The 25813-nt window shown below is 70.0% G+C and carries 29 protein-coding genes; 13 read left to right on the forward strand and 16 right to left on the reverse strand.

Translation table 11 applies throughout. The features are described 5' to 3' along the window. Positions 1–10: 10 nt before the first annotated feature. Positions 11–451, forward strand: coding sequence for a nuclear transport factor 2 family protein (locus QSJ30_RS09105; protein WP_285608565.1), 441 nt, complete (start codon positions 11–13; stop codon positions 449–451). Here the strand turns inward: QSJ30_RS09105 and QSJ30_RS09110 are convergent. From QSJ30_RS09110 to QSJ30_RS09125, 4 genes are all read right to left on the reverse strand, one after another. Continuing rightward, positions 435–1784: a metallophosphoesterase gene (locus QSJ30_RS09110; protein WP_285608567.1), complete on the reverse strand. Its 1350-nt coding sequence runs from the start codon at positions 1782–1784 to the stop codon at positions 435–437. The genes QSJ30_RS09105 and QSJ30_RS09110 overlap by 17 nt on opposite strands. 68 nt (positions 1785–1852) lie before the next feature. Beyond that, positions 1853–3223: an NADH-quinone oxidoreductase subunit NuoF gene (nuoF, locus tag QSJ30_RS09115; protein WP_285608570.1), complete on the reverse strand. Its 1371-nt coding sequence runs from the start codon at positions 3221–3223 to the stop codon at positions 1853–1855. Between the two features lie 9 nt (positions 3224–3232). Continuing rightward, the gene (locus tag QSJ30_RS09120) at positions 3233–3808 is read right to left on the reverse strand and encodes an NADH-quinone oxidoreductase subunit NuoE family protein (RefSeq protein ID WP_285608572.1); all 576 of its coding nucleotides are present in this window, start codon (positions 3806–3808) and stop codon (positions 3233–3235) included. A 364-nt stretch (positions 3809–4172) separates the two neighbouring features. Continuing rightward, entirely contained in the window at positions 4173–4766 is a 594-nt protein-coding gene (locus QSJ30_RS09125) for a YceI family protein (protein ID WP_285608574.1), read from the reverse strand. Between the two features lie 113 nt (positions 4767–4879). Between QSJ30_RS09125 and QSJ30_RS09130 the strand changes: the two genes are divergently transcribed. Beyond that, positions 4880–5368 (forward strand): MarR family winged helix-turn-helix transcriptional regulator, encoded by a 489-nt coding sequence (locus tag QSJ30_RS09130; protein WP_285608576.1) that lies wholly within the window; start codon positions 4880–4882, stop codon positions 5366–5368. A gap of 155 nt (positions 5369–5523) precedes the next feature. Here the strand turns inward: QSJ30_RS09130 and nuoD are convergent, their stop codons facing one another. The 4 genes from nuoD to QSJ30_RS09150 are packed head-to-tail and all read right to left on the reverse strand — an operon-like array spanning position 5524 to position 8232. After that, entirely contained in the window at positions 5524–6678 is a 1155-nt protein-coding gene (gene nuoD / locus QSJ30_RS09135; protein WP_420798781.1) for an NADH dehydrogenase (quinone) subunit D, read from the reverse strand. 55 nt (positions 6679–6733) lie between these two features. Next, a complete protein-coding gene (locus QSJ30_RS09140; RefSeq protein ID WP_285608579.1) occupies positions 6734–7228 on the reverse strand; it encodes an NADH-quinone oxidoreductase subunit C in 495 nt (164 codons plus the stop codon). 12 nt (positions 7229–7240) lie between these two features. Further along, positions 7241–7849: an NADH-quinone oxidoreductase subunit B gene (locus tag QSJ30_RS09145; RefSeq protein WP_338001137.1), complete on the reverse strand. Its 609-nt coding sequence runs from the start codon at positions 7847–7849 to the stop codon at positions 7241–7243. Between the two features lie 2 nt (positions 7850–7851). Next, positions 7852–8232: an NADH-quinone oxidoreductase subunit A gene (locus tag QSJ30_RS09150; RefSeq protein ID WP_285608581.1), complete on the reverse strand. Its 381-nt coding sequence runs from the start codon at positions 8230–8232 to the stop codon at positions 7852–7854. Positions 8233–8371: 139 nt separating this feature from the next. On the opposite strand from QSJ30_RS09150, the gene QSJ30_RS09155 reads away from it, so the two are divergent. The 5 genes from QSJ30_RS09155 to QSJ30_RS09175 are packed head-to-tail and all read left to right on the forward strand — an operon-like array spanning position 8372 to position 11825. After that, entirely contained in the window at positions 8372–8629 is a 258-nt protein-coding gene (locus QSJ30_RS09155) for a phosphopantetheine-binding protein (RefSeq protein WP_285608584.1), read from the forward strand. A 13-nt stretch (positions 8630–8642) separates the two neighbouring features. Continuing rightward, entirely contained in the window at positions 8643–9050 is a 408-nt protein-coding gene (fabZ, locus tag QSJ30_RS09160; protein WP_285608586.1) for a 3-hydroxyacyl-ACP dehydratase FabZ, read from the forward strand. Then, complete coding sequence (locus QSJ30_RS09165; RefSeq protein ID WP_285608588.1) at positions 9047–10225, forward strand: beta-ketoacyl-[acyl-carrier-protein] synthase family protein; 1179 nt, start codon at positions 9047–9049, stop codon at positions 10223–10225. The genes fabZ and QSJ30_RS09165 overlap by 4 nt, the downstream gene beginning before the upstream one ends. Continuing rightward, a complete protein-coding gene (locus tag QSJ30_RS09170) occupies positions 10222–11301 on the forward strand; it encodes a beta-ketoacyl synthase N-terminal-like domain-containing protein (RefSeq protein ID WP_285608590.1) in 1080 nt (359 codons plus the stop codon). Before QSJ30_RS09165 ends, QSJ30_RS09170 begins: the two co-directional genes overlap by 4 nt. Further along, on the forward strand, positions 11301–11825 hold the full coding sequence (locus tag QSJ30_RS09175; protein ID WP_285608591.1) for an SPOR domain-containing protein: 525 nt from the start codon (positions 11301–11303) through the stop codon (positions 11823–11825). Before QSJ30_RS09170 ends, QSJ30_RS09175 begins: the two co-directional genes overlap by 1 nt. Positions 11826–11934: 109 nt before the next feature. On the opposite strand, the gene QSJ30_RS09180 is transcribed toward QSJ30_RS09175, so the two are convergent. Then, positions 11935–13398 carry an NFACT RNA binding domain-containing protein gene (locus QSJ30_RS09180; RefSeq protein WP_285608593.1) on the reverse strand — a complete coding sequence of 488 codons (1464 nt, stop codon included), beginning with the start codon at positions 13396–13398 and terminating at the stop codon, positions 11935–11937. 139 nt (positions 13399–13537) lie between these two features. On the opposite strand from QSJ30_RS09180, the gene QSJ30_RS09185 reads away from it, so the two are divergent. From QSJ30_RS09185 to QSJ30_RS09200, 4 genes are all read left to right on the forward strand, one after another. Continuing rightward, positions 13538–14995 carry a GGDEF domain-containing response regulator gene (locus QSJ30_RS09185; protein ID WP_285608595.1) on the forward strand — a complete coding sequence of 486 codons (1458 nt, stop codon included), beginning with the start codon at positions 13538–13540 and terminating at the stop codon, positions 14993–14995. 82 nt (positions 14996–15077) lie between these two features. Then, positions 15078–16808, forward strand: a complete 1731-nt coding sequence (locus QSJ30_RS09190) for a DUF2339 domain-containing protein (RefSeq protein WP_285608597.1) — start codon at positions 15078–15080, stop codon at positions 16806–16808. Continuing rightward, the gene (locus tag QSJ30_RS09195; RefSeq protein ID WP_285608599.1) at positions 16805–18022 is read left to right on the forward strand and encodes a hypothetical protein; all 1218 of its coding nucleotides are present in this window, start codon (positions 16805–16807) and stop codon (positions 18020–18022) included. Before QSJ30_RS09190 ends, QSJ30_RS09195 begins: the two co-directional genes overlap by 4 nt. Next, positions 18019–18771 carry a hypothetical protein gene (locus tag QSJ30_RS09200; RefSeq protein ID WP_285608601.1) on the forward strand — a complete coding sequence of 251 codons (753 nt, stop codon included), beginning with the start codon at positions 18019–18021 and terminating at the stop codon, positions 18769–18771. The genes QSJ30_RS09195 and QSJ30_RS09200 overlap by 4 nt, the downstream gene beginning before the upstream one ends. Here QSJ30_RS09200 and QSJ30_RS09205 read toward each other — a convergent pair. The 5 genes from QSJ30_RS09205 to QSJ30_RS09225 all read right to left on the reverse strand — a co-directional run bounded on the left by QSJ30_RS09205 (position 18763) and on the right by QSJ30_RS09225 (position 22180). Further along, positions 18763–19587 carry a family 1 encapsulin nanocompartment shell protein gene (locus QSJ30_RS09205; protein ID WP_285608603.1) on the reverse strand — a complete coding sequence of 275 codons (825 nt, stop codon included), beginning with the start codon at positions 19585–19587 and terminating at the stop codon, positions 18763–18765. The two genes, QSJ30_RS09200 and QSJ30_RS09205, sit on opposite strands and share 9 nt — an antisense overlap. Before the next feature lie 29 nt (positions 19588–19616). After that, on the reverse strand, positions 19617–19955 hold the full coding sequence (locus QSJ30_RS09210; protein WP_285608605.1) for a ferritin family protein: 339 nt from the start codon (positions 19953–19955) through the stop codon (positions 19617–19619). Then, positions 19952–20560, reverse strand: coding sequence for a superoxide dismutase (locus QSJ30_RS09215; protein WP_285608607.1), 609 nt, complete (start codon positions 20558–20560; stop codon positions 19952–19954). The genes QSJ30_RS09210 and QSJ30_RS09215 overlap by 4 nt, the downstream gene beginning before the upstream one ends. A 218-nt stretch (positions 20561–20778) precedes the next feature. Further along, positions 20779–21645: an EamA family transporter gene (locus QSJ30_RS09220; protein ID WP_285608609.1), complete on the reverse strand. Its 867-nt coding sequence runs from the start codon at positions 21643–21645 to the stop codon at positions 20779–20781. A 31-nt stretch (positions 21646–21676) separates the two neighbouring features. Further along, a complete protein-coding gene (locus tag QSJ30_RS09225; RefSeq protein WP_257306920.1) occupies positions 21677–22180 on the reverse strand; it encodes an Lrp/AsnC family transcriptional regulator in 504 nt (167 codons plus the stop codon). A 118-nt stretch (positions 22181–22298) separates the two neighbouring features. Between QSJ30_RS09225 and kdsA the strand changes: the two genes are divergently transcribed. Then, positions 22299–23129: a 3-deoxy-8-phosphooctulonate synthase gene (gene kdsA / locus QSJ30_RS09230; RefSeq protein WP_285608612.1), complete on the forward strand. Its 831-nt coding sequence runs from the start codon at positions 22299–22301 to the stop codon at positions 23127–23129. 8 nt (positions 23130–23137) lie between these two features. Further along, positions 23138–23686: a GNAT family N-acetyltransferase gene (locus tag QSJ30_RS09235; protein WP_285608614.1), complete on the forward strand. Its 549-nt coding sequence runs from the start codon at positions 23138–23140 to the stop codon at positions 23684–23686. Between the two features lie 29 nt (positions 23687–23715). Here QSJ30_RS09235 and QSJ30_RS09240 read toward each other — a convergent pair whose 3' ends face one another. Both QSJ30_RS09240 and QSJ30_RS09245 read right to left on the reverse strand, forming a co-directional pair. After that, positions 23716–24888: a TonB family protein gene (locus tag QSJ30_RS09240; protein WP_285608617.1), complete on the reverse strand. Its 1173-nt coding sequence runs from the start codon at positions 24886–24888 to the stop codon at positions 23716–23718. Between the two features lie 46 nt (positions 24889–24934). Continuing rightward, positions 24935–25795 carry a bifunctional 5,10-methylenetetrahydrofolate dehydrogenase/5,10-methenyltetrahydrofolate cyclohydrolase gene (locus QSJ30_RS09245; RefSeq protein WP_285608619.1) on the reverse strand — a complete coding sequence of 287 codons (861 nt, stop codon included), beginning with the start codon at positions 25793–25795 and terminating at the stop codon, positions 24935–24937. Positions 25796–25813: the final 18 nt, after the last annotated feature.

Genomic DNA, 25813 nt, shown 5'->3' on the forward strand with positions numbered 1-25813 from the left:
GGAGCGCCCCATGAAGCTCGCAGCCCGTCTCACAGCACTCCTCGTGATCGCGCTCCTGGCCGCGTGCCAGCGGTCGCCGATCTCTCTTCCCGCGCCCAGCGATGCGAATGCCAAGGTCGTCGTCGCCTTCCTCACTGCCTATGGCCGCCGGGATCTGGATGGGATGATGCGCCACCTGGACGAGGATGCCGTCTTCCGCGGCTCGGGCACCCCTCTGTCCAAGCCGCAGATCCGGGCCTTCTTCCAGGCCACCTTCCGGAAGCACCCGAACCTCCGCGTCGAAATCGGTTCCGTGAAGGTCGTCCAGGACACCATCCAGGCCGCCGTCAAAGTCGAAACCGACGTCATCTGGGCCGATACCTGGATCTTCGAGATGCGGAACCACAAGATCCACGCCTACTCGCTGGCCTCCGGCCGGCGCCAGGTCACCCGGGTCACTTCGTCAGGGTGACGGCATCCAGCTCGCGTCCCTCGGCATCGAGCTGGCGCAGCTTCAAGGATTTCGCTTCCACATCCAGCACCGTGAAAGAGTGCTTGTCGGAGACGAAGGCTCGGGTCCAGGGCTGCCAGCTGGCCCTGGCGTCCGTCTGCCAGGGGTCGTAGAGCTCGGCGCCACCGGCGCCCGTCACGATGTGGAGGATGCCCTTCGCACGCGTGGCGGTCTTGCCGTCGAAGGTCTCGTCCACGATGAAGGTGCCGGCGACCGGCTTGCCGCGGGGCCCGACCTTGGCAGGTTTGAAGCGGAGGGGCGCGGTGCGCTGGTAGTTGTGGACGTGACCCGCCAGCACCAGATCCACCCCGTACTGTTCGAGGAGCGGGCTGAGGGGGCGCATCCACTGATCGTCCATGTGGCTGCGCGAACTCTGGAACAGGGGATGATGCAGGGCCACGATGCGCCACTCGGCGCCCCGGGCGGCCTTCAAATCGGCCTCCAGCCAGGCTCTCAGCGCGGGGCTTCCCCAGTCCGTGTAGATGTTGGAATCCAGCACCGTCCAGTGCACCTTGCCGTAGTCGAAGCTGTAGCTGGCCATGCGGGGATAGGCCGGGCCCGAAGCCGCCACCATGGCCTCGTGCACCCCGGCCACGGCCGGGGCGGCGTTCGGCTCGCCCGGCTTCAGGGCCGGTCCGTTCAGCGGCAGGGACCAGCAGGCGAAGTAGGCCAGCGTATCGGGCCAGCGCTGGAGGTCCCAGGGCACGTCATGGTTGCCGGGCACGCCCAGAAAGGGCACGGACCGCATCAGAGGCGTGGCCTCGCTGTTGTAGACGGGGAAGAAACGCGTGCGGTATTCCGAGGCGCGCCCCCTGGGGTAGACCAGATCCCCGGTGATGAAGACCGCATCGGGTTGCTGGGCCGCCACGGCCTTGGCGATGGCGGCCTGTTCCTTCGATCCGTCCGCCGCGTCCCCGAACACGATCATCCGGTGGGAGCCCCGCCTGCGTGTCCGCGCCTCCGCCTCGAACACCACCGTCCCATTCAGCTTCACGCGGTAGGGGGTGCGGGCGCCGGGCGCCAGGTCCCGCAGGCTGGCGCGGTAGATGCGATGCGCGGGAAGGGGCGGTGCGTCCAGGCGCCTGTAGGCCGGAGCGGCCTGCGCGGTCCAGCCCCGCGCGGCCCTCACCTCCACGGCCCACGCGGCGTCCCGATCCTCTGTATGCCACATCAGCTCCAGGCGCTCCCGGGCAGCCGCTTTCGGTGCATTCCCCAGCTGGAGGTAGGGCTTCACCAGGAAGGCGTCCTGGGCTTGAAGGAATGCGGTGAAGAGGAAGATCCAAAGGATGCGCATGGATCATTATTCCATCTTCAAAACGGGCGCCAGCGGCGCCCGTTTTGAAGCAAGGAACGGCAAAGAAGCTAGTGCGCCCCGACCCCGGAGAGCAGCCGCGAGCCCGTGGCGTAGCAGGTCTTGTGGGTGATGTGATGCTCGAACTCGTGCCGGAATTTCTGGAGGGCCGAGTCCATGGGGCCGCAGGCGGCATCGCCCAGGGGGCACAGCGTCCGCAGGCCGATGCGGGGCGTGAGGCTGGCCAGCAGGTCCAGGTCCTCCATGCGGCCCTCGCCGTGCTCGATGCGGTAGAGCACCATCTCCATCCAGTTGCAGCCTTCGCGGCAGGGCGTGCACTGGCCGCAGCTCTCGTGGGCGTAGAAGCGGATCAGGCGGAGCGTCGCCTGCACCATGCAGGTGTCTTCGTCCATGCAGATGAGGCCTCCGGAACCGGCCATGGAGCCGCGAGCCTTCACGGTGTCGAAGTCCAGCGGGCAGTCGAAGTCCTTCTCGTCGAACATGGGGGCGCTGGCGCCGCCGGGGATGATGGCCTTGAGCTTCCTGCCGGTGCTGGAGCCGCCCGCCAGCTCGTTCACCACGAAGTCCATGGGCGTGCCCAGGGGCAGCTCGAAGAGGCCGGGGCGCTTCACGTGGCCGCTGACGCCGAAGATGCGGGTGCCCGTGTTCTTGGGGGTGCCCAGCTTGGCGTACTCAGCGCCGCCCATGCGGAGGATGGGGGGCACGGCCGCGAGCGTCTCCACGTTGTTCACGGTGGTGGGCTGGCCGAAGGCGCCCTTGGCCGCCGGGAAGGGCGGCTTCACGCGGGGCTCGCCGCGGCGGCCCTCCAGCGAGTTCAGCAGGGCCGTCTCCTCGCCGCAGATGTAGGCACCGGCGCCGCGGTAGACGAGGATGTCGTAGTCCCAGCCGGTGCCCAGGATGTTCTTGCCGAGGTAGCCGGCGTCGCGGGCCTGCTGGAGGGCGGCTTCGAGCTTCTCGATGAGCCAGAGGAACTCCCCGCGGATGTAGACGAAGCCCAGCTTGCACTGCATGGCCCAGCCGCCGATGATCATGCCCTCGATGAGCTGGTGGGGGTTGTACTCGAGGATGGCGCGGTCCTTGAAGGTGCCGGGCTCGCCCTCGTCACCGTTGCAGACCAGGTAGCGGGTGAACTTCCGCTCGGGCGTGTCCTTGGGCATGAAGGACCACTTCAGGCCGCAGGGAAAGCCCGCGCCGCCCCGACCGCGGATGCCGGAGGCCTTCATCTCATCGACGACAGCCGTGGGTTCCAGCTTCAGCGCGGCCTTCATGGCCACATAGCCCTCGTGCTTCTGCTCGTAGACCTTGAGGTGCCAGTTATCGAGGTCTCCCGCGCCGCGGAGCATCAGATTCGGGAACTTGTCCGTGCCGAAGCCGGGGAAGGTGTAGATCTGGGGATCGGGCTTGGTGCGAATGGCGGCCATGGCTTCCCCCTACCTTGCCCAGGGGCGGTAGTCGCCCCGCTTGCAGGCTTCCATCACGTCGAGGAGCTTCTTCTCGTCCACGAACTCGTCGTAGACGTCGTGGTTCACCTGCACGCAGGGGCCGCTGCCGCAGCCGGCGAGGCACTCGACCTCCTCCACGCTCCACAGGCCGTCGGCGCTGGGGCCCTGGCCGGGTTTCACGCCGGTCTTCTCGCAGACCTTCTCCAGCAGCTGGGCGGCGCCGCGCAGGGCGCAGCTGATGTTGGTGCAGACCTGCAGGTGGAACTTACCCACCGGGGCCTTCTGGTACATCGTGTAGAACGTGGCGACGCCGAAGACGTGGCCCTCGGGGATACCGATGGCCTTGGCCACGGCCTTCATGGCCGCGAGGCTCACGAAGCCGAACTCGCGCTGGGCGATGTGCAGGGCCGGCAGCGTGGCCGCGAGCTTGTCAGGAAACTTGGCCATGATGGCCTGGATCTCCGCCAGGGCCTCGGGGCTGAATTCCTTTCGCTCGGATTCCGGAAGCCGCTGGCCCGGGGCCAGGGGCTCGTTCGCGGTGTCGGGAGGCAGGGGATGATTCATGGGCGCGCTCGCATGAATGGCCAGTGTAGAACGCCAAGCCAAGCCCGACAATGCCGCGATGAAGCCAGGCGGGATGCACCGCAAGAAAGGGCCCGCAGGGCAACGTGGTTCGTTGTTCAAGGGGCCTGACGCCGCGGGGCGCCCGCCTGGCTTCATCCCTCCGGGCGAGGGGTGGCGGGCGTCGCGATGCCGCGTCACGCTCGTCGCGCGTAGTACCCGCTACGCCTCGACTCGCGTTCCTCGCCTCACTCGCCCGGCACCCCTCGCGCGGCAGTGTGGGGCTTGGCTTGGCGTTCTCCGCCCGAAACGGAAAGGGGGCACCCGGCCAAAGCGGGTGCCCCCCATCACGAACAGGATGATCCGGTTACTTCTTGGCGGCGGGGGCGACCTTGCCGGCCTCGGCGTTCAGGCTGACGGCCACGGTCTCGCCGATGACGCCGGGGAAGGTCTTGATGCCGAACTCATTGCGGTTGAGGGTGAGGGCGCCGTCGATGAAGCCCGCGATCACGGTGCCGGGCGCCATGCCGGGCTGGGTCCCCGCGTTGGTGATGGGGAAGGTGATGCGCTTGGTCACGCCGTGCAGGGTGAAGTCGCCGGTGATCTCCAGCTTGCCCTTGGCCACTTCCTTCACGGCCGTGCTCTTGAAGGTGATGACGGGGAACTTCGCCACGTCGAAGAAGTCGGGGGACTTCAGGTGCTTGTCCCGGGCCTCGTTGTCGGTGGTGAGGCTGGTGGCGTCGATGGTGACGTCCACGCTGGACTTGCTCATGTCGGCAGTGTCGACCTTGATGAGCCCCTCGAACTTCGTGAAGCGGCCGCTGACCTTGGCCAGCAGGTGGCTGACCTTGAAGCTCACTTCGCTGTGGACGGGGTCGATCTTGTAGGTGTCCTCGCCGGCCAGGGCGGGCAGGGCTGCAAGGGCGAGGGACGCGAGCAGAGCACGGAAGGGGTGGCGCATGGGACCTCCAGAGAATAGGTGTTTCACCATGCAATTCAGTCTAGGCCGATTTTAAGAAGTTGCAACACCTTTTTTGGAAATTCTGTCAATCTTGGATTCGCAGGAGCAGGACCATGCACATCCAGGAAGAACTCCAGATCACCAAGCCGCTCGAACCGGGCCATGAAGTGGCCCTGGCGCTCCTCCTGACCCGGGAGTATGTGGCCCGCCTCTTCGACCAGGCCCTCTACGAGCCGGAGGACCTCTCCGACCAGCAGTTCAACGTGCTGCGCATCCTCAAGGGCGGCGGCAAGGACGGCTACCTGGTGAAGGACATCCGCTGCCGGATGATCTACCGGTTCGCCGATGTGCCCCGCCTCGTGAACCGCCTGGAGGCCCGCGGCCTGGTGAAGCGCTGCGAGAACCCGGCCGACCGGCGGGGCAGCCGCGTGCAGATCACGGCCAAGGGCCTGGCCCTGGAAGCCCGCATGCACGACCGCCACCAGGCCCTCAGCCAGCAGGTGGACCGCTGCCTCAGCGCGGAGGAACGCGACCAACTCCTCGCCATGCTGGAGCGTCTGCGGGACGACTACCGGGCCCAGCTGGAGGCCCTGGGGAAGTAGGCCCGCCTAGCGGTTCAGCTCGCCGGCGAGGATGCTCACTCGGCGCTTTGCGCCTCGCCCTTCGGGCGGTGCCTGCGGCACCGTGGGACTCGCTGCGCTCGTCCTCATCGCCCCCAGCCCGGCACCGGGCTTCGCCCGCCGCCGCCCTCGGCGCGTCAGCGGTCGAGCTCACCCGCAATGATGTTCATCGCGCCGAGGACGGCGACGGCATCGGCGATGAGGCAGCCCTTCACCTGGTCGTGGAAGCTGCTGAAGATGGGGAGGCAGGGGGGGCGGACCCGGATGCGGTAGGGGTTCTTGCCGCCATCGCTGACGATGTAGAAGCCCAGTTCGCCGTTGGCGGCCTCGGTGGCGCTGTAGACCTCGCCCACGGGCATCTCCATGCCGTGCATGATGAGCTTGAAGTGGTGGATGAGGCTCTCCATCCGGGTGTAGACCTTCTCCTTGGAGGGCAGGGCAATCTTCGGATCGTCCACGTTCACGGGTCCGGGCTCGAGGCGGTCCAGCACCTGGCGGATGATGCGCAAGCTCTGGCGCATCTCCTCCATGCGGACCAGGTAGCGGTCGAACACGTCGCCGGTGGTGCCCACGGGGATGTCGAAGTCGTAGGTCTCGTAGCCCAGGTAGGGCTGGGCCTTGCGGAGATCCTGGGGCACGCCGGCGGCGCGGAGGCAGGGGCCGGTATAGCCCCAGTTCACGGCGTCCTCCGGGCTGATGGCGCCGATGCCCTTGGTGCGGTCATGCCAGATGGGGTTGTGGGTGAGCAGACGCTCGCACTCGTCCACGGAGGCCTCGCACTCCACCAGGAAGCGCTCGCAGAGGGGCACGAAACCCTCGGGGATGTCCCGGAAGAGCCCGCCGATGCGGGTAAAGCTGGTGTGCAGGCGCTGGCCGGCCGCCATCTCGAAGAGGTCGTAGACCGTCTCGCGCTGCCGGAAGAGGTAGAGGAAGGCGGTGAAGGCGCCGATATCCACGGCGTTCACGCCCACGCACACGATGTGGTCCGCGATGCGGGCGAGCTCGGAGACCAGCACGCGGATCTGCTGGGCCCGCTTGGGGATCTCGATGCCCAGCAGCTTCTCCACGGCGCAGGTGTAGCCCACGTTGTTCATGATGGAGCTGCAGTAGTTGAGGCGGTCCGTGAGGGGGATGAACTGCTGGTAGCTGAGGTTCTCGCCCAGCTTCTCCACGCCGCGGTGGAGGTAGCCCATCTCCGGGGTGGCCTTGAGGATGGTCTCGCCCTCGAGCGCGAGGATGATGCGCAGGGTGCCGTGGGTGGTGGGGTGCGAGGGCCCCAGGTTGACGATCATGTGATCGCCATCGAGCTGCTGGCGGGAGAGGGCGATGGAATCCATGGTCATCTCCTCAGTCCCTGGCCCGTTCGCCGTTGTTGTAGGGAGCCGTGCAGCCCTCCATGCAGAAGGGGTCCCCGCCATCGAGTGGGAAGTCCTTGCGCAGGGCGTGCCCCGGGAAGTCGTCCCAGGTGAGCAGGCGCTTCATGTTCGGGTGCCCATCGAAGCGGATGCCGAAGAGGTCGAAGACCTCGCGCTCGAACCAGTCGGCGGTCTTGAAGTGGCCCGTCAGGGAGGGCACGGTCCCGCCATCGGCCACGGGCACCTTCACGCGCAGGCGCTCCTGGCTGGCCAGGTTGAGCCAGTGGTAGACCATGTCAAATCTCTGCTCACGCTCGGGCCAGTCCACCGCCGTGATGTCCACCAGGAGCTGGAAACCTTCCCGGTAGAGCAGGTCCACCAGGGCCAGGAGGTTCTCCTTCGCCACCACGATGGTCTGGTCGCCCCGGAAGGCGTGGCGGTCGGTGACGGCGCCCGGCAGCTGTGCGTCGATGTGCTCGATGATCATGGTCCGCCCCGCCTAGAAGATCGTGCCTGCGCCGCGCTCCGCGGCATCCATCAGCATGTTGCGGATGGTCTGCTGGCCCGTGAGGCCCGTTTCCGCCTGGAGGGTATCCTGCCGGGCCAGGCTTTCGTAGAAGCGCGCGATGTGCTCCTTGCGCATGGAGAGCGATTCCTTCTCGATCTTCTCCTGCAGCTTCATCACACCGTAGATCATGCTCTCGGGCCGGGGCGGGCAGCCGGGGACGTAGACGTCCACGGGGATCACGCGGTCCACGCCCTGGAGGGTGGCGTAGGTGCGGTACATGCCGCCCGAGGACGCGCAGACGCCCACGGAGATCACCCACTTGGGCTCGGCCATCTGGGCGTAGATGGTGCGCAGCACGGGCGCCATCTTGTTGGTGACGGTGCCCAGGATCAGCATCATGTCACTCTGCCGGGGGCTGAAGCGCATGGCCTCGGCGCCGAACCGGCTCATGTCGTACTTGGACGCCATCATGCTCATGAACTCGATGGCGCAGCAGGCGGTGCCGAAGGGCAGCGGCCAGAGGCTGTTCTTGCGGCCCCAGTTGACCACCGCATCCAGGCGGGTGGTCACCACCGCGTCGTTGATGTTCATCTCGGCCATGGTCAGTGCTCCCACTCGAAGGCGCCCTTGCCCCAGGCGTAGATGAAGCCCACGAGCAGGGTGGCCATGAAGCTCAGCATGGCGGCGAAGGTCCAGAGGGCATGCTTGAAGTTCACGGCCCAGGGCAGCAGGAACGCGGCTTCCACGTCGAACAGGATGAAGAGCATGGCCGTGAGGTAGAACTTCACGGAGTACTTGTGCCGCGCGCCCTCCTGCTGGGCCGGCACACCGCATTCGTAGGGCCTCAGCTTGGCCTCCTGCGGGTTGTTGGGCTTGAGCAGGGGCAGCACCTTGCCGGACAGCACCAGGATGGCGATGGCCGTCACGGCGGCGACCAGCAGCAGGATCAGGATCGGCAGGAAAGGCGATGCGGGATGGGCCATGGCGCTCTCGGGCGGAGGGTTCCGCGAGGATCCAGCTTAGCGCCCTTTGCGGATCCCGAAACCGTGCCAATATCACAACCCCACCGGGGTCTCCGGTTAGGGATAGAATCAATCTCCCCACCCTTCTGCCGGGATTGTCATGAGCGACCTCAAGCTGCGCGTCAAAGAGATGATCATCGAGCGCCTGAAGCTCGAAGGCATGACCCCCGACCAGATCGAGGACCAGGCCCCCCTCTTCGGGGATGGGCTGGGGCTCGATTCCATCGACGCCCTGGAGTTGGTGCTGGGCATCGAGCAGGTGTTCGGGGTGAAGATCGAGGACGAGGCGGCGGGCCTGAAGGCCTTCAAGTCCGTCCAGGCCCTCACGGACTTCATCGCCGAGCACGCCAAGGGCTGACCCCGAGATCCCAATGACGGACATTCCGGCCCACCTGCCGCACCGCTACCCGTTCCTCCTGGTGGACCGGGTGCTGGAGCGCGAGCCGGGCGTGCGCGTGGTGGCGGAGAAGCTCGTCACGAACGGCGAGCCCTACCTCCAGGGCCACTTCGAGGGCCGCCCGCTGGTGCCGGGCGTTCTGCTGCTGGAGATGCTGGCCCAGGCCGGCGGCTTCCTGGAGGCCGGAACCCTCCACGGGGTCGCCATCTTCCTGGCCGGCGTGCGGGACGCCCGCTTCCTGGCCCCGGCCTTCCCCGGCGACCGCCTGCGGCTGGAGGTGGCCTCCGAGGGCGCCTTCGCGGGCCTGATGAAGCTGAAGGGCGCCGTGTCCTGCGACGGCCGCGAGCTCTGCACCGCCACCCTGCTGGTGAAGCGCCTATGAATCGCGTCGTCGTGACGGGCCTCGGCCTCGTGAGCTCGCTGGCCCTGGGCCGCGAGGACACCTGGGCCGCCATGCTCGCGGGGCGCGACGGCCTGGGGCCCCTCACCCGGCTGGACCTGCCGGCGGAGCCCGCCCAGATCGCGGGCCAGGTGCCCCTGGGACCCCTGCGGCATCAGACCCTCTGCGGGCGCATGGCCCTCCTGGCCCTGGAGGAGGCCCTGGACGGCTTCCAGCCGGGGGGGGATGCGACCCGCATCGGAGTCTTCCAGGGCGCGGGCACCAGTGGCCTGCCCGTGGCGGAGGCGTACCTGATGGACCGCCTGGCGGGGCGGCGGGGCCACGCTGCCGAGCCCGCCTACCAGGGCCCCTGCACCGTCACCGACGCCCTGGCCCATCGCCTGGGCGCCGAAGGGCCCCGGAGCACCCTCATGAACGCCTGCTCGTCGAGCCTCCTGGCCCTGGGCCAGGCCTGGGAGCGCTTGGCCGCCGGGGAGCTGGATCTGGCGGTGGCCGGCGGCGCCGAGAGCCTCTGCCGGACCACCTACGCGGGCTTCTCCTGCCTGAAGGCCGTGGATCCGGGCAAGTGCCGCCCCTTCAGCCGGGACCGGGCGGGCCTCAACCTGGGCGAGGGGGCCGCGCAGCTGCTGCTGGAACCCCTCGACCGCGCCCTCGCCCGGGGCGCCACCATCTATGCGGAGGTGCTGGGCTACGGGGCCAGCATGGACGCCCACCATCCCACCGCCCCCCATCCCGAAGGCGAGGGCGCCGCCCGGGCCATGACCATGGCTTTGCGCACGGGGCGGACCGAGGCCGCGGAGGTGGATCTCGTCTCCGCCCACGGCACCGCCACCCCCGCCAACGACGGCGCCGAGTGCCTGGCCATCCGCAGGGCCCTGGGCCCGGCGGCCGACAGGGTGTCCGTCACCAGCACCAAGAGCCAGTTCGGCCACACCCTGGGCGCCGCTGGCGCCATCGGGGCCGCCGCTGCCGTGCTGGCCCTGCGGGACCAGACCGTGAGTCCCACCCTGCGCCTGGAGGAACCGGACCCCGCCTGCGACCTGGACTGCACGCCGCTGGCGGCGAAGGAGCGCACAATCCGCGCCGCCCTGGTGAATGCGTTCGCCTTCGGCGGCAACAACGTGTCGCTGGCCCTCCGCCGCTGGGAGGGGGCATGAGCGGCGCCCTCGCCATCACGGGCCTGGGCCTGGTCCTTCCCTGCGGGGATGGCCTGGAAGCCGCCCGCGCCAGCCTCGCCTCCGGCGCGCCCTGCTTCGAGGAGCTGCCCGAAGCGCTGGGCCGCGGCCGGGGCGCGGTCTGCGGGTCCTTCAACCCCGCGGGCATCATCCCCCCCATGCAGCTGCGCCGCCTGGACCGCACCTCGCGGTTCGCCTGGGTGGCGGCCCACCAGGCCTTCCGGGACGCTGACCTCGACCCGACCTCCCTGGGCGAGCGCATCGCCGTGGCCGTGGGCACCATGAGCGCCGGGAGCGAAGCCAGCGAGGCCTTCATGCGGCCCTACCTCCAGCGGGGGCCCGAGGGCGCCTCCCCCCTGATCTTCCCCAACACCGTGGCCAACGCCGCCAGCGGGCACCTGGCCCTGGCCTTCGGGCTCAAGGGGCCCGGCGCCACCTTCGTGGACCGGGAGAACGCCACCTTCGCGGCCCTGGACCAGGCCGCCCGGTGGCTGCGCGCCGGCCTGGCGGACGCCGCCCTGGTCCTCGGTGCGGACGGTCTCTTCCCCCTGCTGCTGGACATCTGCCGCGGGGCCCGCCTGCTGGCCCGCCACGGGGATCCGGAGGTCGGATCGGGCCGGGGCTTCCTGCCCGGCGAAGGGGCCCAGGCCTTCCTGCTGGAGACGGCGGACCACGCGGAAGCGCGGGGCATCCGGCCCCGGGCGCTCCTGTCCGTCCTGGCGGACCGCTCGGCTCCCGGCGCCGAGCTCCAGGGTCGGGCCCAGGCCCTGGCTCTGGCGGCAGCAAGGGCGCTCGGCCAGGACCTCCCCAGCCGCTGGATCGGCGGCAGCAACGGTCTGGACCGCCTGGATGGGCTGGAGACCCGGCTGGCCACGGTCCATCCGGACTGGCCCTCCCCCCGCTTCCCCAAGGCCCTCTGGGGCGAATTCGGCGGTTCCGGCGGCCAGCTGCTGGCGGCCGCCCTGCTGGAACCTTCGGAGCGCGTCCTCGTCACCGCCCCCGCCAGCTCCGGTGCCCAGTTCGCGGCGCGCCTGGACGGCGTTAGCCTGGAGCGGTGATGCCCCACCGTGACCAGATCAGCATCGGCAGCCAGTCCATCCTCTGGGTGGCGGGTGTGGGCGTGGGTCTGGTGACCCTGGCCTTCGTCCTGGGGGTCCAGGTGGGCAAGCAGGGCGCGGCCCTGCGCCGCCCAGCCCAGCGGGGCGTCGAGGAGGAACTGAAGGACCTCCCGGAGCCGCTGCTGGACCAGCTCAAGATCTTCGAGGGTGAAGGACCGGACAAGCTGGTGGCCACGCCGCGGGTGGATGCCACCGCCCCGGCGGCGGAACCCAAGGCGGAGCCAAGGGCAGAGCCCGCCGACGCCGGGACCTGGACCCTCCAGCTGGTGGCCACCTCCGACGCCGCGGAAGCCAAGCGCGTGGCCGACAAGGCCAAGGCCGCAGGCTTCGCCACCACCACCCTCAAGGACAAGGGCCAGCTGAAGGTGCGCCTCGCCAGGCCCGCCGACCGCGCCGCCGTCGACAAGACCGCCGAGAAGCTGAAGAAGGCCGGCTTCAAGCCCTTCGCGGTGAAGGTGGACTAGCGCCCTACGGCTTGGGATAGACGCGGATCCCTTCCCACTTCCTCTCGGTATCGCCAGGGGCGATACGCGAGACACCGCTCGCGCTCCGATGACCCGTCTTCGATTCAGGTCACGGCTTGGGATAGACGCGGATGCCAATCCACTTTTTGAGGATCACCTTGCCTGGCGCGAAGCCGCGGGGCTTGCTGATGTCGGCGATGCGGGCGAGGTGGACCTCCACCTTGCCGCCGTCCCGGGCCTTGCTGTGGTAGGCGGCCAGCTCGGCGGCGCGCTCCAGCACGTGGCGGGGCAGCTCGCTCAGCTTGTCGGGATTGCGGATCACCACGTGGCTGCCGGGCACGCTGGCCACGTGCAGCCAGAAGTCCATGTTGTCAGCCACCTTGAAGGTGAGCTGGTCGTTCTCCGCGTCGCCCTTGCCGATGAGCACCTCGAAGCCGTCCACCATGACGCTGCGGAAAGCCGCGCCCTTGCCGTCCTTGCGCTTGCCTTCTGCCTGCATCCGCTTCGTCCCCTTGTCTTTCGGGGCGCCGTGCCCCCTCGCCGCGCCCTGTCCCTTCGGTTGTCGCGCAGAGGGCGGTTCCGGCGCAAGGCCTCCCGCTTCGGCCTCCATCCGCTTCCCCCAGGCGGCCCGCTCCCGCGCGAGCTCCGCCTCGAGTTCAGTCACGCGGGCCAGACCCCGCTCGGCCTTCTTGGCCGCGGTGAACCAACCCTGGACGGCGGTCTCGGCACTCTTCCCCTCGGGCAAGGAGACGCGCCCCCCGTCCAGCAGCACCGCCTCGCCCGTGACGCCCTTCAGGCGGTAGAGCTCCGCCGCCAGACGCTGGGCCTGGGCCTTCAAGGGCAGCACGCCCTGATGCTTCGCCCGGTCCCGGGCCAAGGCCAGGGCCAGCCGGTCCAGCCGGGCGGCCTCGGCCTGCCGCTTGCGCTCGGCCGCCGCCTTGGCGGGTCCGAGGATGAGCTCCTCCGCCCGGGCCTCGGACCAGGCGCGGTGGCGGTCCAATAGGCCGCCCTCGCCGTCCAGCACCTCCGGGAGCTCGCCCGCCAGGGCGCGCTCGAGATCGGAGCCCCAGCGTTCCCGCCAGCGGCGGAAGGGCGGCGGCTCCTCCTGCGGCTCCGGCGCCGCGGCCGGAAAAGGGGAACCCAATCCCAGACGGGAGAGAGGCACATCCAGGCCGTCCACCCGGATGCCGGCCCGGCCCGGGATGGCCTGGAAGGCGAGGCGCAGGGTCTCCAGCCGCCCGGTGATGGCCCGCCGCTGGAACACGAGGCCCAGCCAACGTTCCCGCGGATCCCCCTCCACCGCCTTCAGCCGGGCCCCCGAGAGCAGGGGACCCCAGATCTTCGCGCTGTCCCTGGGCGCCTCGGCCTGTAGGCGCGTCCAGGCGGGATGGGCCGCCCCCAGCAGCCACAGCTCGGGCTTCGGATGGAGCAGGAGCACCCAGCCCTCGGCGGCTTTCCGCCCGGCCCAGCGCAGGCCCAGGGCCCGGCCCGAGGCCCAGGCCGATTCCAGGGGGATCTCGCCCCGCTCGCGGAGCCAAGCCCGCCCCAGGGCCAGGATCAGGGGAGCATCCACGGACTCACCTTTCCCTGTTCTTTCCACCCGACGCTGGCCATGATGGGGCATCCTCCCTGTCCCAGCATCCCACGCCCGGCCCGGGGACGATCAGGCTCGCAGTTCCCACCTGGCTCCACTTCCACCGATACTGGACCCCATGACGATTGCCGCCCCCAAGGCCTCCAAGACCCTCCAGGTCCTACTGGTGGATGACAACCCTATCCAACTGAGCCTCCTGCACCACCTCTTCCAGCGCCATGGGCACACCACCCTGGAAGCCAAGAACGGCGCCGAGGCCCTCATCGTCCTCGCCACCGAATGTCCGGACGTGGTGGTCAGCGACTGCGTCATGCCCCTCCTGGACGGCTACCAGCTCTGCCGCCTCCTCAAGGACGACCGGGCCACGCGCAACCTGCCGGTGCTTCTGCTGACGGCCCAGGGCGTGGGCCTGGCGCGGTTCTGGGCCAAGACCTGCGGCGCGGACCGCTTCCTGGTGAAGGGCCGGGACCTCGACCATGTGGTGGAGGCCGCCACGTCCCTCGTGGAGCAGACGGACCGCTTGCGCCCCCTCCCCGGCACGCCCCGGCTGGCCCAGGAGAACTTCGGCGTGGACGCCATCCAGCGGCGCCTGGCCCAGGCCCTGGAACAGCGCGTGGTGGAGACGGCGCTGCGCGATTCCATCTCCCGGCTCTACACCGTCGAGCACGACACCCTGCGGCTGATCCGGGGCTTCATCGAGATCCTCCAGGAGCTCGTGCTGCCCGGCGCCCTCCTCGTGACCTACCTGGGGGAGGAGGGGACCACCTGCCACGGCGTCCATGGGGCCTCCGCCAGCGAGGAGGACCGGAGGGCCCTCGAAGCCGCCGCCCTCCAGTTCGCCCCGCCCGGCGTCCCGGCGGAGTGCCACTGGCATCCCGTGGACGACGGCGACGAGCGCCGCCGCGCCCTCCGGGACCCGGTGATGCGGGTGCTGCCCGCCCTCCTGCCCGGCTACCCGGCGGTGGGCGCCCTCGGGTTCTTCGCCGAGCGTCGCTCCGTCGAGGAATACGAGCGGCTGTTCGAGATCGCCAACGAGGAGCTGGGCCGCCTCCTCACCCTGGAGGACTCCCGGCTCCGCCTGTACCACCAGGCCATCCGCGATCCCCTGACGGGCCTGTTCAACCGGCGGCACATCCTCGACATGCTGAAGATCGAAGTGGATCAATGTGGGCGCTTCGGGCAGAGCCTGTCCCTCATGCTCATCGACCTCGACCACTTCAAGGCCGTGAACGATCGCTTCGGCCACGCCACCGGGGACCAGGTGCTCAGCGTCATGGCGCAGCGCATGTCCTTCGGGCTGCGGAAGGTGGACCAGCTGGGCCGCATCGGCGGCGAGGAGTTCCTGGCCTACGGGCCCCAGACGGATCTGGACGGCCTTCGCGCCCTGGCCGAGCGGCTCCGCGAGCATGTCACGCTGGAACCCCTGCCGGGCCTCCCCCCCAATTACCGGGTGACCCTGAGCATCGGCCTGGCGACCTGGGAAGGGTCCGAGGACACGCTGGAGCGGATGCTGGCCCGGGCCGACAAGGCCCTCTACCAGGCCAAGGCCGAGGGTCGGAACCGCGTCATCGGCTGAGCTTCCTGGAGAGGCGCGGGAGTGGCTTGACAGGGCCCGGACCACCATCGCATGATCCCATACGCATCCGTATGGAGACATCATGGCCGACCTTCCGCAGGACCAAGCCGGACCGCAGGAGCTGACTGACCGGGTGGCGCGCCTGGAGGCCCAGGTGGCCTGGCTCCTCCAGCGCCAGCAGGCGCCCGCGCCTCCCGCGGCCCCCGCACGGCCCAGGCCCGTTCCCCCCGCTGCCGCTGCCCTCCCCCGGAAGGAGCTGTCCCCGGTGGTCTGGATCGCCGGCGCCGGTGCCGCGATCTTCCTCGCGGGCGCGATCTTCTTCTTCCGCTGGGCCATCCAGCAGGGCTGGCTGGGCGCCGAGCTGCGCTTCCTCCTCGGCCTGCTGGCCGGCGGCGGCATCGCCGCAGTGGCCGCGAAGCTGATCCTCGGAGAGGACCGCCGCCTGGGCGTGGCCCTGCTCCTCGCGGGCCTCGGCACCCTCCAGTTCACCTTCCGGGCCGGGGCCATGGCCTACCACTTCTATCCCGCCGCCCTCGGTCTGGCGGCGGCGGCCCTGGTCACCCTGGTGGCCGGGGGGCTGGCCGCCCGCGGCCGCAGCGGCGGCGCCCTGACGGTGGCCCTGGTCTCGGGCCTGGCCGCGCCCCTGGTCTTCAGCCAGGGCGGCCACCACGAGGTGGCCCTGGCCCTCTACCTGGCCGTGCTCATGGCCGCCACCCTGGCCGTGCCCTACCTCGCGGGCCTCGGCGGAACCTGGCACGGCGCGCGGTGGACGGCGCTCCTCGGCACCTGGCTGCTGCTGCTCCCCGCCTGCGCCGAGGTCCTGAAGGCGGATGCCTCTCTGCTGGCCCTCCTGCTGGTCCTCCACCTGGCCCTGGCCGGCGGCTGGGCCTGGCTGCCGGGCCGGGAGGAGAAGCCCGGGACGCCCACCGTGCTCTGGCTCATCGCCTCGATCCTGGCCACCTCGTACGGCTGGCTGCTCTGGAAGCGCCTGGACCTTGCCCCCGAGGCCTTCGCCCTGCCCGTGCTTGCCGTCGCCGCCCTGAACCTGGCCCTGGTGAAGCCGCTGCGCCGCCGCCTGGACAGCCGCCAGGCGGACTGGGGCCTGCTGGCCCTGGCCGCGGGACACCTGGCCCTGGCCGTGCCCGTGGCCCTGGCCTGGCGCTGGGTGGGCCCGCTGTGGGGCGCCTTCGCCCTGGGCCTGGCCTGGGCCTCCCTGCAGGCCGAGGACAGCGAGTACGCCCAGGAGGCCACCGCCCTGCGCTGGCTGGCGGCCGGGCTGGCCCTGCTCACCACGCTGCGCTGGGCCTTCCACGGCCTGGACAGCCTGTTCTTCCACGGGAGCGGGCTGACGCCCATCCTCAACCCCGCCTTCGCAGAGGGGGCCCTGGCGGCGGCCGCCTGGTTCATGCTCACGCGCCGCGGCGGCCCCCTGGGCCTGATCGCGTTCCTCGCCCTGGAAGTGACAGCCAACGTGACCCTGGCCTTCGAGGCGGCCCGGCTGGTGCAGTGGCTGCAGGCCTCCGGCTCCCGGGGCTGGGGGCCCTCCCGCGCCGCCTCCATCGCCATGACGCTGGTCTGGGCGCTGTCCGGCGCCTGGCAGTGGATGCGCGGGCTGGGCCAGCGCGACGCGGCCCGCCGCGCCCTGCTCATCGCCGGCTACGCCTGGATGGGGATCGCCAGCTTCAAGCTCATCGCCTCGGATCTCGATCGCGCCGACACGCCCCTGCGCGCCCTCGCCTTCCTGGGCGTCGGCGCCATCGGCATGGCCGCCGCCATCCTCGCCCACCGGCATCATCCCGAAGGGAACGCATGAAACCCGCCCTCCTGTTCGCCTCCCTCCTCTGCCTGGCCTGCGCCCGCGAGGACACCGCGGCCCTGCACCGCCGCCCCATTCCGCCGGCGGCCGTCAGCGGATGGGCGCGCCTCCCCCTGGACGCTGGGGCCCAGCGCCACGTGAAAGGCGCGTGGATCGGCGATGCGGCCGGGCGCAGCGTGCCCTTCCTCGAGGCCCGGGAGGGCCTGTGGGAATCCCGCACCCTGCCCCTGGAACACCTGCTGACGGGTCGGGATGCCGAGGGCCGGCCCACCGTGGAGTTCTCCCTGAAGCTCCCCGAAGGCTGGCAGGTGGGCGAACGGGAAACGCTGAAGCTGGACTTCGATCTCGATGGCCGCGCCCCCTGGGTGGCCCAGGTGAAGGCCGAGCGGCGACGCGAGGACGGGGGCGATGGCGGGATCTTCATCGCCTACGATCCGCCCGCCCCCCTGCACCTCTACGATCTGGCGCCTTCCGGCAGCCGCCGCACGCTCGACCTGCCCTGGGACGGCCACCGCTACCGGCTGACCCTGGTGGCCTCCCAAGGCGAGGCCCCGCGGATCCGCGGCCTCTCGGCCCGTGCGGAGACGCGGCCCGAGGCCCTGGAGACGGAACTGGCCCTGGACGGGGCGTTCGCGCCCGAGCCCGGCCGGCCCCGCACCTGGCGGCTGACCCTGCCGGACACCGAGCGCGTGGTGGGTGTGGAGCTGGTGCTGGCGCCCCCCGCCGCACCCCTCGCCCCGGAGATCCACGTGGGCGGCACCCCGGAGACCAGCCGGCCCTGGGCCTGCAGTGACCTGGTGTGGAACCTGCCCGCCCTCCGCACGCGCTCCACGCGCATCGCCCTCCCGCCCGAGCTGGCCCAGACCCTCACCCTCAGCCTGCCCGAGGGCGCGTCGCCCCTGAGCCTGCGGGCGCTCGTGCGGCGGCAGACCCTGATCCTGCCCGTGGAGGCAGGGCAGACCTACGCCCTGCATCTCGGCGGCGAGGCGAAACCCGCCCCCGGGAACCTGGGCGCCCTGCCCTCGCTGCGCACCCTGGCCTCGGCCGCACCCCTGGCCCTGGGTCCCAGCGAGCCCGATCCGCAGGGCGTACCCCACCACATCGGCGCCGATGAGCGGGCCCGGCCCTGGATGCCCTGGGTGGCGGGAATCGCCGTGCTGGCCCTGGCGGCCGTGGCCTGGAAGCTGCTGAAGGGGACTTCCGCCGCATGAGGCTCTGTGCCCTCCTGCCTGCGGCCCTCGCACTGGCGGGCCTCGCCTGCCGCTCGCCCCTGGCGGACCTGAAGCTTGAGCACGGCGCGCCTTCCCTGAACCTGGCCGTCCGCCTCGAAGACCACAGCCGGAAGCTGGCGCGCATCAAGGACCCCGAAGGGGAGGCCGATACGCCCGCGGCCCGCCGGGCGGCCCTGGAGTCCCAGCGCGCGGCCTTCGAAGCCGAGTTGCGCGCCGAGGCCGCTTCTCGGGGCCTGCGCCTGGATCCGGCTGCGGACCTGCGCCTGGACCTGACCATCACCAGCCTGGGCGAGGTGCGGGCCAAGTACATCGCCTGGGGCATCCTCAGTGGCGTGGGCTGGGGCGTGGGGGTGGGCCTGCTGGCCCACGACCCACGGCTGGCCGTGGGCCTCGGCCTCTACGAGCTGCTGGAGGAGAGCGCCTTCTGGATCGGCGGCTCGATCCTCGTGGGCCGCTGGTCCAGCCCGGCGGTGGTGGAGGCCCGACTCGTCCGCGCCAACATGGAGAAGCCGCTGTGGCAGGAGACCTACTACGTCCTGTGGGCCCGGCGGGAGCTGGCGGCCCTTCCGCCCACGGAACAGAGCCGGCGCGAGCGCCAGCTCCAGGCTTCCCTCCGCAAGGTGATGGGCAAGCTGTTCCGTGATCTGGAAGCCATCCCGGAGTTCCCCCGGACGGCGGCGCTTCCCCGGCCGCTGCCGGAAGGCCCGGCTGGCGCGCCTTCACTTTGAGCGAGGTGCCGCCTTCAGCTTCAGCTCCACGGCGGCCGCGGGTTCCAGGACCCGGAACGTGAAGGACTCGGCGAAATACAGCTCCACCTCCCGGGCGGTGTGCATCTTGTAGCCGATGGCCACGTCCTGGCCCACGGTCATCTCGAAATCGCCGCCCCGGCGCGACAGCACGGCGCCGCCCCCCAGGACCGGGCTCCAGTGGATGCCACCGGTGACGAGGGCCTTGATGCGCTCGCGCAGCGGGTAGGCACTGGGCTCACCTGCCATCAGCCACTTATAGGGCTCGGTGCCCAGCACCAGTGCGAAGGGGCCGCCGATTTCCGCCTCCTGAATGGCGAGCAGGGCCAGTTCCACCGATTCAGTCAGCTTGCTTCGATCGGCGCTCAGGGGCACCGGCGCATGGCTGGAGCCTTCAAGCATGCCCTGGATGCCGGCCCCGCCAAAGCCGCGGTAGAGAGCCGTCTCCTCGAAGACCGCCACCTTCCGTGCGGCTTCGAGCATGGGGCTCAGGTCCGGGTTCTTGGCGCCGCGGGCCATATCATCCAGTTCCCAGACCTGCAGGGTGAAGGGCACCCGGATCTCCACGAGGGGGAGGACCTTGTGCAGACCCCAGGCCACGCCGGGCACCGCATCCTCGGCGCCCACCTCCAGCCTTCCGAGGTTCACGGCCGCGAACGTCCAGCCATGGGGACCCTTGAAATCCACCAGCTTCCGCCCGGAGAGGTTGCCCTTGAGCAGGCGAGAACTCTGCAGTTCGATCTCCTGCCAGGCCTCGTCCACGATGGGTGCCATGTCACGCCTGAGGATGTCGACCATGACCGCTGCTCCTGGGCCTCAAGGCCCGCTCATTTCAAGTTCCCCAAACCCAATCCTGTGCCGCTGGCCACGGGTGGTTCGCTGCCTCCAGCCAGGCCTGTGATGGCATCCGCGGTGAACAGGAACTTCTTCAGCTGGAGGTCGAACCCGGGCAGGGCGCGCCGCAGCCATTCCAGGAGCATGGCCGCGTGTTCCATCTCGTCGTCCCGGTTGTGGGCCATGACGGCCTTCAGGGACTCGTCCTCGGCCACGTCCACCCGCTGGTGGTAGTAGTCGATGGCTTCCAGCTCCTCCTGCAGGCTGGCGAGGGCCCGGTGGAGGTCGAGCGCGGCGCTGGATAGACCCGATTCAATGGATCCGCTGCTCATGGCTGCGGTCTCCCTCCTCCGGCGCCCACCTCGTCGAAGCGCCGGGACACTTCGCTCCACTTGATGTTGTCCATGAAGGCGTTGATGTACTCGGGGCGCCTGATTCCGTAGTCCACCATGAAGGCGTGCTCCCAGCTGTCCAGCACCAGGATCAGGTCCTGCTCGATGGGCAGGCCCAGGTGGTGTTCGGCCACGAAGTAGCTGTGCAGCTTGCCGTCCCGGCGGTTGCGGGTGAGCAGCGCCCAGCCGGGGCCGCACAGGGCCGCCGCCTTGAGATCGGCGAGCACTTTGCCCCTGCCGCCCTGGGCGTCCATGGCCTTCTGGATCTTGGGGCTGATGGTGGCATCGCCGCCCAGGTTCTCGAAGTAGAGCTCGTGGAGGAAGGAACCATTGAAGGCCACCGCCTCCCGGCGCTTCAACTCGCTGTACTCGTTGAAGGAGTAGTTGGGTTTGGCGTTGCTGGCCACGGTCAGCTTTTCTTCGATCTCATTGAGCTTGACCAGGTAGCCCTTGTAGAGCGTGAAGTGCAGGTCCAGCTGGCTGTCGCTGAACCCCTTCATCGCCCCGCCCTTCAGGTGCTCATAGTTCTTGGGCTCGTACGCCATGCGGTCCCCTCAGATCTGCTGCTGACGGGCGCAGGGGCCCAGGCACAGCAGCAGGTCCTTGAGCAAGATCTGATCCGATTCATAAATTAATTATTATCAATATATAACAAGCATGGTCTGCCCAGCTTTCCCAGGGGATTCCATCAAGATGAGTTGCCGATGCCTTCACTTTGAAAGCCCGGATCTCGAAACCCCGGCCGGTCCCGCCCGGGCTTCCCCTAGGCCGCAACCTCCGCCCTTTTCGGCCTAACCTGCACCAGCGCCACCGCTCCCAGGATGATCGCCATGCCGAGCACCTGGCGCAGGCCGAAGGCCTCGTGCAGGATGAGGCTGCCCAGCAGCACGGCCACCAGGGGATTCAGGTAGGCGTAGGTGCCCATCTTCGCCGGGGGCCAGACCTTGGCCAGGTAGATGTAGGCGGAGAAGGCCAGCATCGAGCCGAAGAGCGCCAGGTAGCCGATGGCGCCCAGGGCCCTGGGCGTGACGGGGCCCCGCAGGAACCCGCCCAGGAGGGGCGCGGCCGCGAGGCCGATCACCGCGGCCGTGGCCATCTGGAGGCCGACGTTGGTGAGCAGCCCGCCGCCGTGGACGAAACGCTTGCCGTGCAGCGTGCCCCAGGACCAGATGATGGGCGCGGCCACCAGGGCCACCAGGCTGCCGGTGTGCACCCGCACGCCGCCGGTCGGCCACACCAAGACGCACACCCCGGCCAGTCCCAGGGCGAGGCCCGCCCAGCCCTTGGATCCCAGGGGCTCCTTCGCCATGGAGAAGACCGCCAGCCAGAGGGGCACCAGGGCCGCCAGCACCGCCGCCAAGCCCGAGGAGACATGCAGCTCGGCAAAGGAGATCAGGGCGTTGGACACCCCCAGCAGCAGGGCGCCCACGGTCATGAGATGGGGCAGCTCGCGCAGGGGGGGCCAGGGTTCGCGGCGCAGCCTGCCCAACCCCAGCGCCAGGAGCGAGGCCAGGGAGAACCGGGCGGCCACCATGCCATAGGGCGAGAAGGACTCCAGGCCCAGGGCGATGGCGAAGTACGTGGAGCCCCAGACCACCGCCACCGTGAGGTAGGCGAGCCAGCCGAGCATCAGGCGCGATCCCTCAAACAGGGCCGGGTCCTCACTTCTTGGCCTTCTTCCCCTGGCCGTCGCCGGGGAAGGGGCTCGGGCCGGCCTTCTCCCAGTGGGTCTCCAGCACGATGGTGGTGCGGGTGGTGACCATGGGCCCCAGGGCCCGGATGCGGCGCAGGCGCTCGGCGATGCCCGCGGGCGTATCCGCCACCACCTTCAGCATGAGGGCGTCCTCGCCGGCCACCGTGTGGGCCTCGAGGATGTCGGGTTCATCTTCGAGGGCCTTGATGAAGCGCTGCTCGATGGCCTCGTTGTTGTCCTTGTAGCGCACCGCCACGAAGGCCACGTTGGGCTTGTTCACGGCCGCCGGCGCCACCCGGGCTGCGTAGCCCGCCAGGACGCCCTCCGCCTCCAGGCGCTTCACGCGGTCAATGATGGTGGGGCGGCTCACGCCGAGCCGCTCAGCCAGTTCCGCGTGGCTCATGCGGCCCTCCTGCTGGAGCAGGGCCACCAGGCGCCGGTTCAGATCGTCTTCCATCAACGTCTTCGCCATGCTGGACTCCGAAAAATGGGGTTGGATGGTTCCATTGAACACTGTGCAAGACTACCCAGCAATACGGATGACAACCCGTAAATGACTCGGCCGAGGTAAAATGCAGGCAGAGGTGCACATGGACTTCACCCGACCCTTCACTGGCCAGAGCTTCTTCCTGATCGCGGGGCCCTGCGTCATCGAAAGCCGGGAGCACGCCCACCTGATGGCCTCCAGCCTGCGGGACCTGGCCGAGGCCCGGGGCATCCCCTTCATCTACAAATCCAGCTTCGACAAGGCCAACCGCACCAGCCGCGACAGCCACCGGGGGCCGGGCATGGCGGGGGGCCTGGACATCCTGGCCGAAATCCGCAGCCGCTACGGCGTGCCGGTGCTGACCGACGTGCACGAGAGCGACCAGTGCGCGCCCGCGGCCCAGGCCGTGGACGTGCTCCAGATCCCGGCCTTCCTCTGCCGCCAGACGGACCTGCTCCTGGCCGCCGCGGCCACGGGGCGCACCGTGAACCTGAAGAAGGGCCAGTTCCTCGCGCCCTGGGACCTCAAGCACGGCGTGGAGAAGCTCCAGTCCGTGCCCGGCCACGGGCCCGTCTGGGTGACGGAACGCGGCTCCAGCTTCGGCTACGGCAACCTGGTGGTGGACTTCCAGAGCTTTCCCCACCTGCGGAAGACCGGCTGCCCGGTCGTGTTCGATGCCACCCACAGCGTGCAGAAGCCCGGCGCCCTGGGCAACGCCACGGGCGGGGCGCGGGAGATGATCCCCACCCTGGCCCGGGCCGCCGCCACGGCTGTGGACGGCTTCTTCTTCGAAGTGCACGACTGCCCGGAGAAGGCCTGGAGCGACGGGCCCAACGCGATGCGGCTGGAGCAGTTCGGCACCCTGCTCGATGAGCTGCTGGTGCTCTGGAGGGCCGGCCGCGCCGCGGCCCAGCAGGACCCCGCCGGCCAGTGAGGGGGGCGATGACCGGAGTCATCAAGGCCGCCCGCTCCCTGGAATTGCGTCCCCTGCGCCTGCGTGATGCCAGACCGCTGTTCGCCCTCGTGGACGCCAACCGGGCCCGCCTGCGCCACTGGCTGCCCTGGCCTGACGCCAACCGCAGCGTGCAGGATTCCCGCGCCTACATCCTGAGGGTACGGGCCCAGGCCCGCGCGGGCATGGCGCTCCCCTTCGGCCTCTGGTGGAAGGGCGAGCTGGTCGGCGTGGCGGGCTTCGTGTGGCTGGATCCGGCCAACCACAGCGGAGGCATCGGCTATTGGCTGGCCCGGGAAGCCGAGGGCCACGGCCTGATGACCGCCGCCGTGGCCGCCCTCGCACGACATGGCTTTCGCGCCCTCAGGCTCAACCGCGTGGAGATCCGAGCCGGCGTCCGCAACCGGCGCAGCCGCGCCATTCCCGAGCGCCTGGGCTTCCGTCACGAGGGCACCCTCCGGCAGGCGGAGCGCCTCGTCGGCCGCTACGTGGATCATGCCGTGTACGGGCTGCTGGTGGGGGAATGGCGGGCGCGGTAGGCCGTCTGGCTTGAATGCCGGCCCGCCCTTCAGCGGAGCCGGAAAGGCATCGTCAAGCGGAACCGGGCAACCTGCGGCACTCCATTGAGCTTGGCCGGCTCGAACCGCCAGTCCAGCGCGTAGCTGATGGCGGTGAGCAGGAGGGGCACCGGCCCCTCCCGTGCCTCGGCCAGGATGGGCTCGCCCTGCGGGTCGATGATCAGGTCCAGGACCACGGTGCCCTGCACTCGGGCCAGCTTGGCCGCGGTCGGGTACGGCGGCGCGGGCGGCTGGCGCTTCACGCGGATCTGTCTGAAGTCGAAGTCCACCACCCCCTTGGCCTTCTCGACGGCCTCGGCTGGGGCGGCCCCGGGTGCCGGGGGCGTCGCGACCGGCCGGACCTCCCGGAACCGGGGCGGAGGCGCCAGGATCTCATCCAGGCTCCGCTGGAGCACCCCGGCGACCAGGTCCTGGAGGCCGGCGTCGCCCTTCTGCCCGGCCACCCGGTTGAGGAAGACGATCCGGGGCGTTTTCCCGGGCTTGTTCTCGGCCAGGTCCCGGGCCTCCCAGAGCGAGCCGCGCCCGCGGACCTGGCAGATGGACAGGCCCTCCGCCCGGGTGACCTTGACCTGCATCCCCAGGTGGAAGGTGTCCTGCGGCCCCGCTTCCGCGGGCCCCACACCGGTCAGGCCGCTCCGGTCCGAGAACCGCCCGAGCTCAGCCTTCAGGCGGTCGGGCCCGAGGACCGCCGGTCCCACCGGCGGATCCTGCACGATCTCCACCACCATCTTGGTGGGCGGCTGCGGGAGCTTGGGCAGCCCTGGTGCGCCATCGAGATGGAAGGGCACCCGCAGGTCGCACTGCACCCGCACGGGTTTCCCGTCGACGAGGACCGGCTCGAAGCTCCAGGCCTGGAGGTAGGCCACCGCGGCCTCTCGCAGCAACCGGGGGCCCTCCAGGGCCTCGGCCCGCTCCACCCATCCGCCCCGCGAGATGGTCAGCCGCAGGAGGACTTCGCCCTCCAGGTTCGCCAACCGGGCCAGGGGCGGATACAGCGGCGGATCGGGCCGCCTCCGGACCACCAGGCGCTGGAAGTCCCAGGGCACCGGGCCCGAGGACCCGCCGAGGAGGGCCGCCAGACCACTCGAGACCGCCGACGCAGGCTGGGCCAGAGCCGGCAGGAAGGAGCAGAGGCAGGCCAGGAGGGCGGCGGCGGGACGCATGGGAACCTCGGGGGGCACCGGCCAGTATAGGGGGCCGGGCGGAGGCCTACTCGACGCCGGCGGCGTAGGTCAGGTTCAGGAGGGCCATGGCCCGGGTCACCTTGCCCACGCTGTTCTTGGTGGTGTCGGTGTAGGGGATGCCTCGGCGCTCCAGGGCCTCGTAGTCGAAGTTGCCGTCGCCGCTGAGGTCGAAGCAGAGGGCCCCCTCCTTGATCCAGTCCGTGTTGATGCTGTAGCCGGGCGCGGGCACGGCGCTGACGATGACATCGGCCATGCGGATGAAGCCTTCGAGATGCGTCTGGTTGGTGGCGGCGTGGCAGAGGATGGGCGTGCCCTTGAGGTTGGCCACCATGGCCGTGAGGGGCCGGCCGATGCGGAGGCTGTCGTTGATCACGAGGACCGTCTTGCCGGCCATCCAGTTCTCGCCGAAGCCCCGCTTGAGGGTCTTCACGATGGCCCGGGCCGTGCACGGCGTCATGCAGCGGTGCTGGGAGCCGTCGTCCAGGCGCTTCCGGTACTTGGTGAGGAAGCCGATGTTGATGGCGTGGAGGCCCTCGATGTCCTTGCCCGGATCCACCAGGTCCATCACCTCGTCGTCCTTGATCTCGGGGTAGCGCAGGGGATAGAAGATGAACACGCCGTGGGTCTTCTCATCCTGGTTGAGGCGGGCGATGAGCTTCACCATCTGCATGCCGTTCTCCACCCGCAGGTCCGCCGCGTTGATGCCCAGGTCCTCGCAGTCCTTCATGAGCCAGCGCTGGTAGGTGACGCTGCCGGGGTCGTGGCTGCCGAGGATGACGCCCAGGCCCGGTGAGAAGCCAAGCTTCTTCACGTTCGAGCGCACCAGCTCCAGGTAATGGCGGGCGGTCTCCTGGCAGTCGAGTTTCCCCGTGAGCGTGGTGGGCATGCGGCACCTCACCCTCCA

It is taken from the genome of Geothrix edaphica (assembly GCF_030268045.1).
Lineage (GTDB): Bacteria > Acidobacteriota > Holophagae > Holophagales > Holophagaceae > Geothrix > Geothrix edaphica.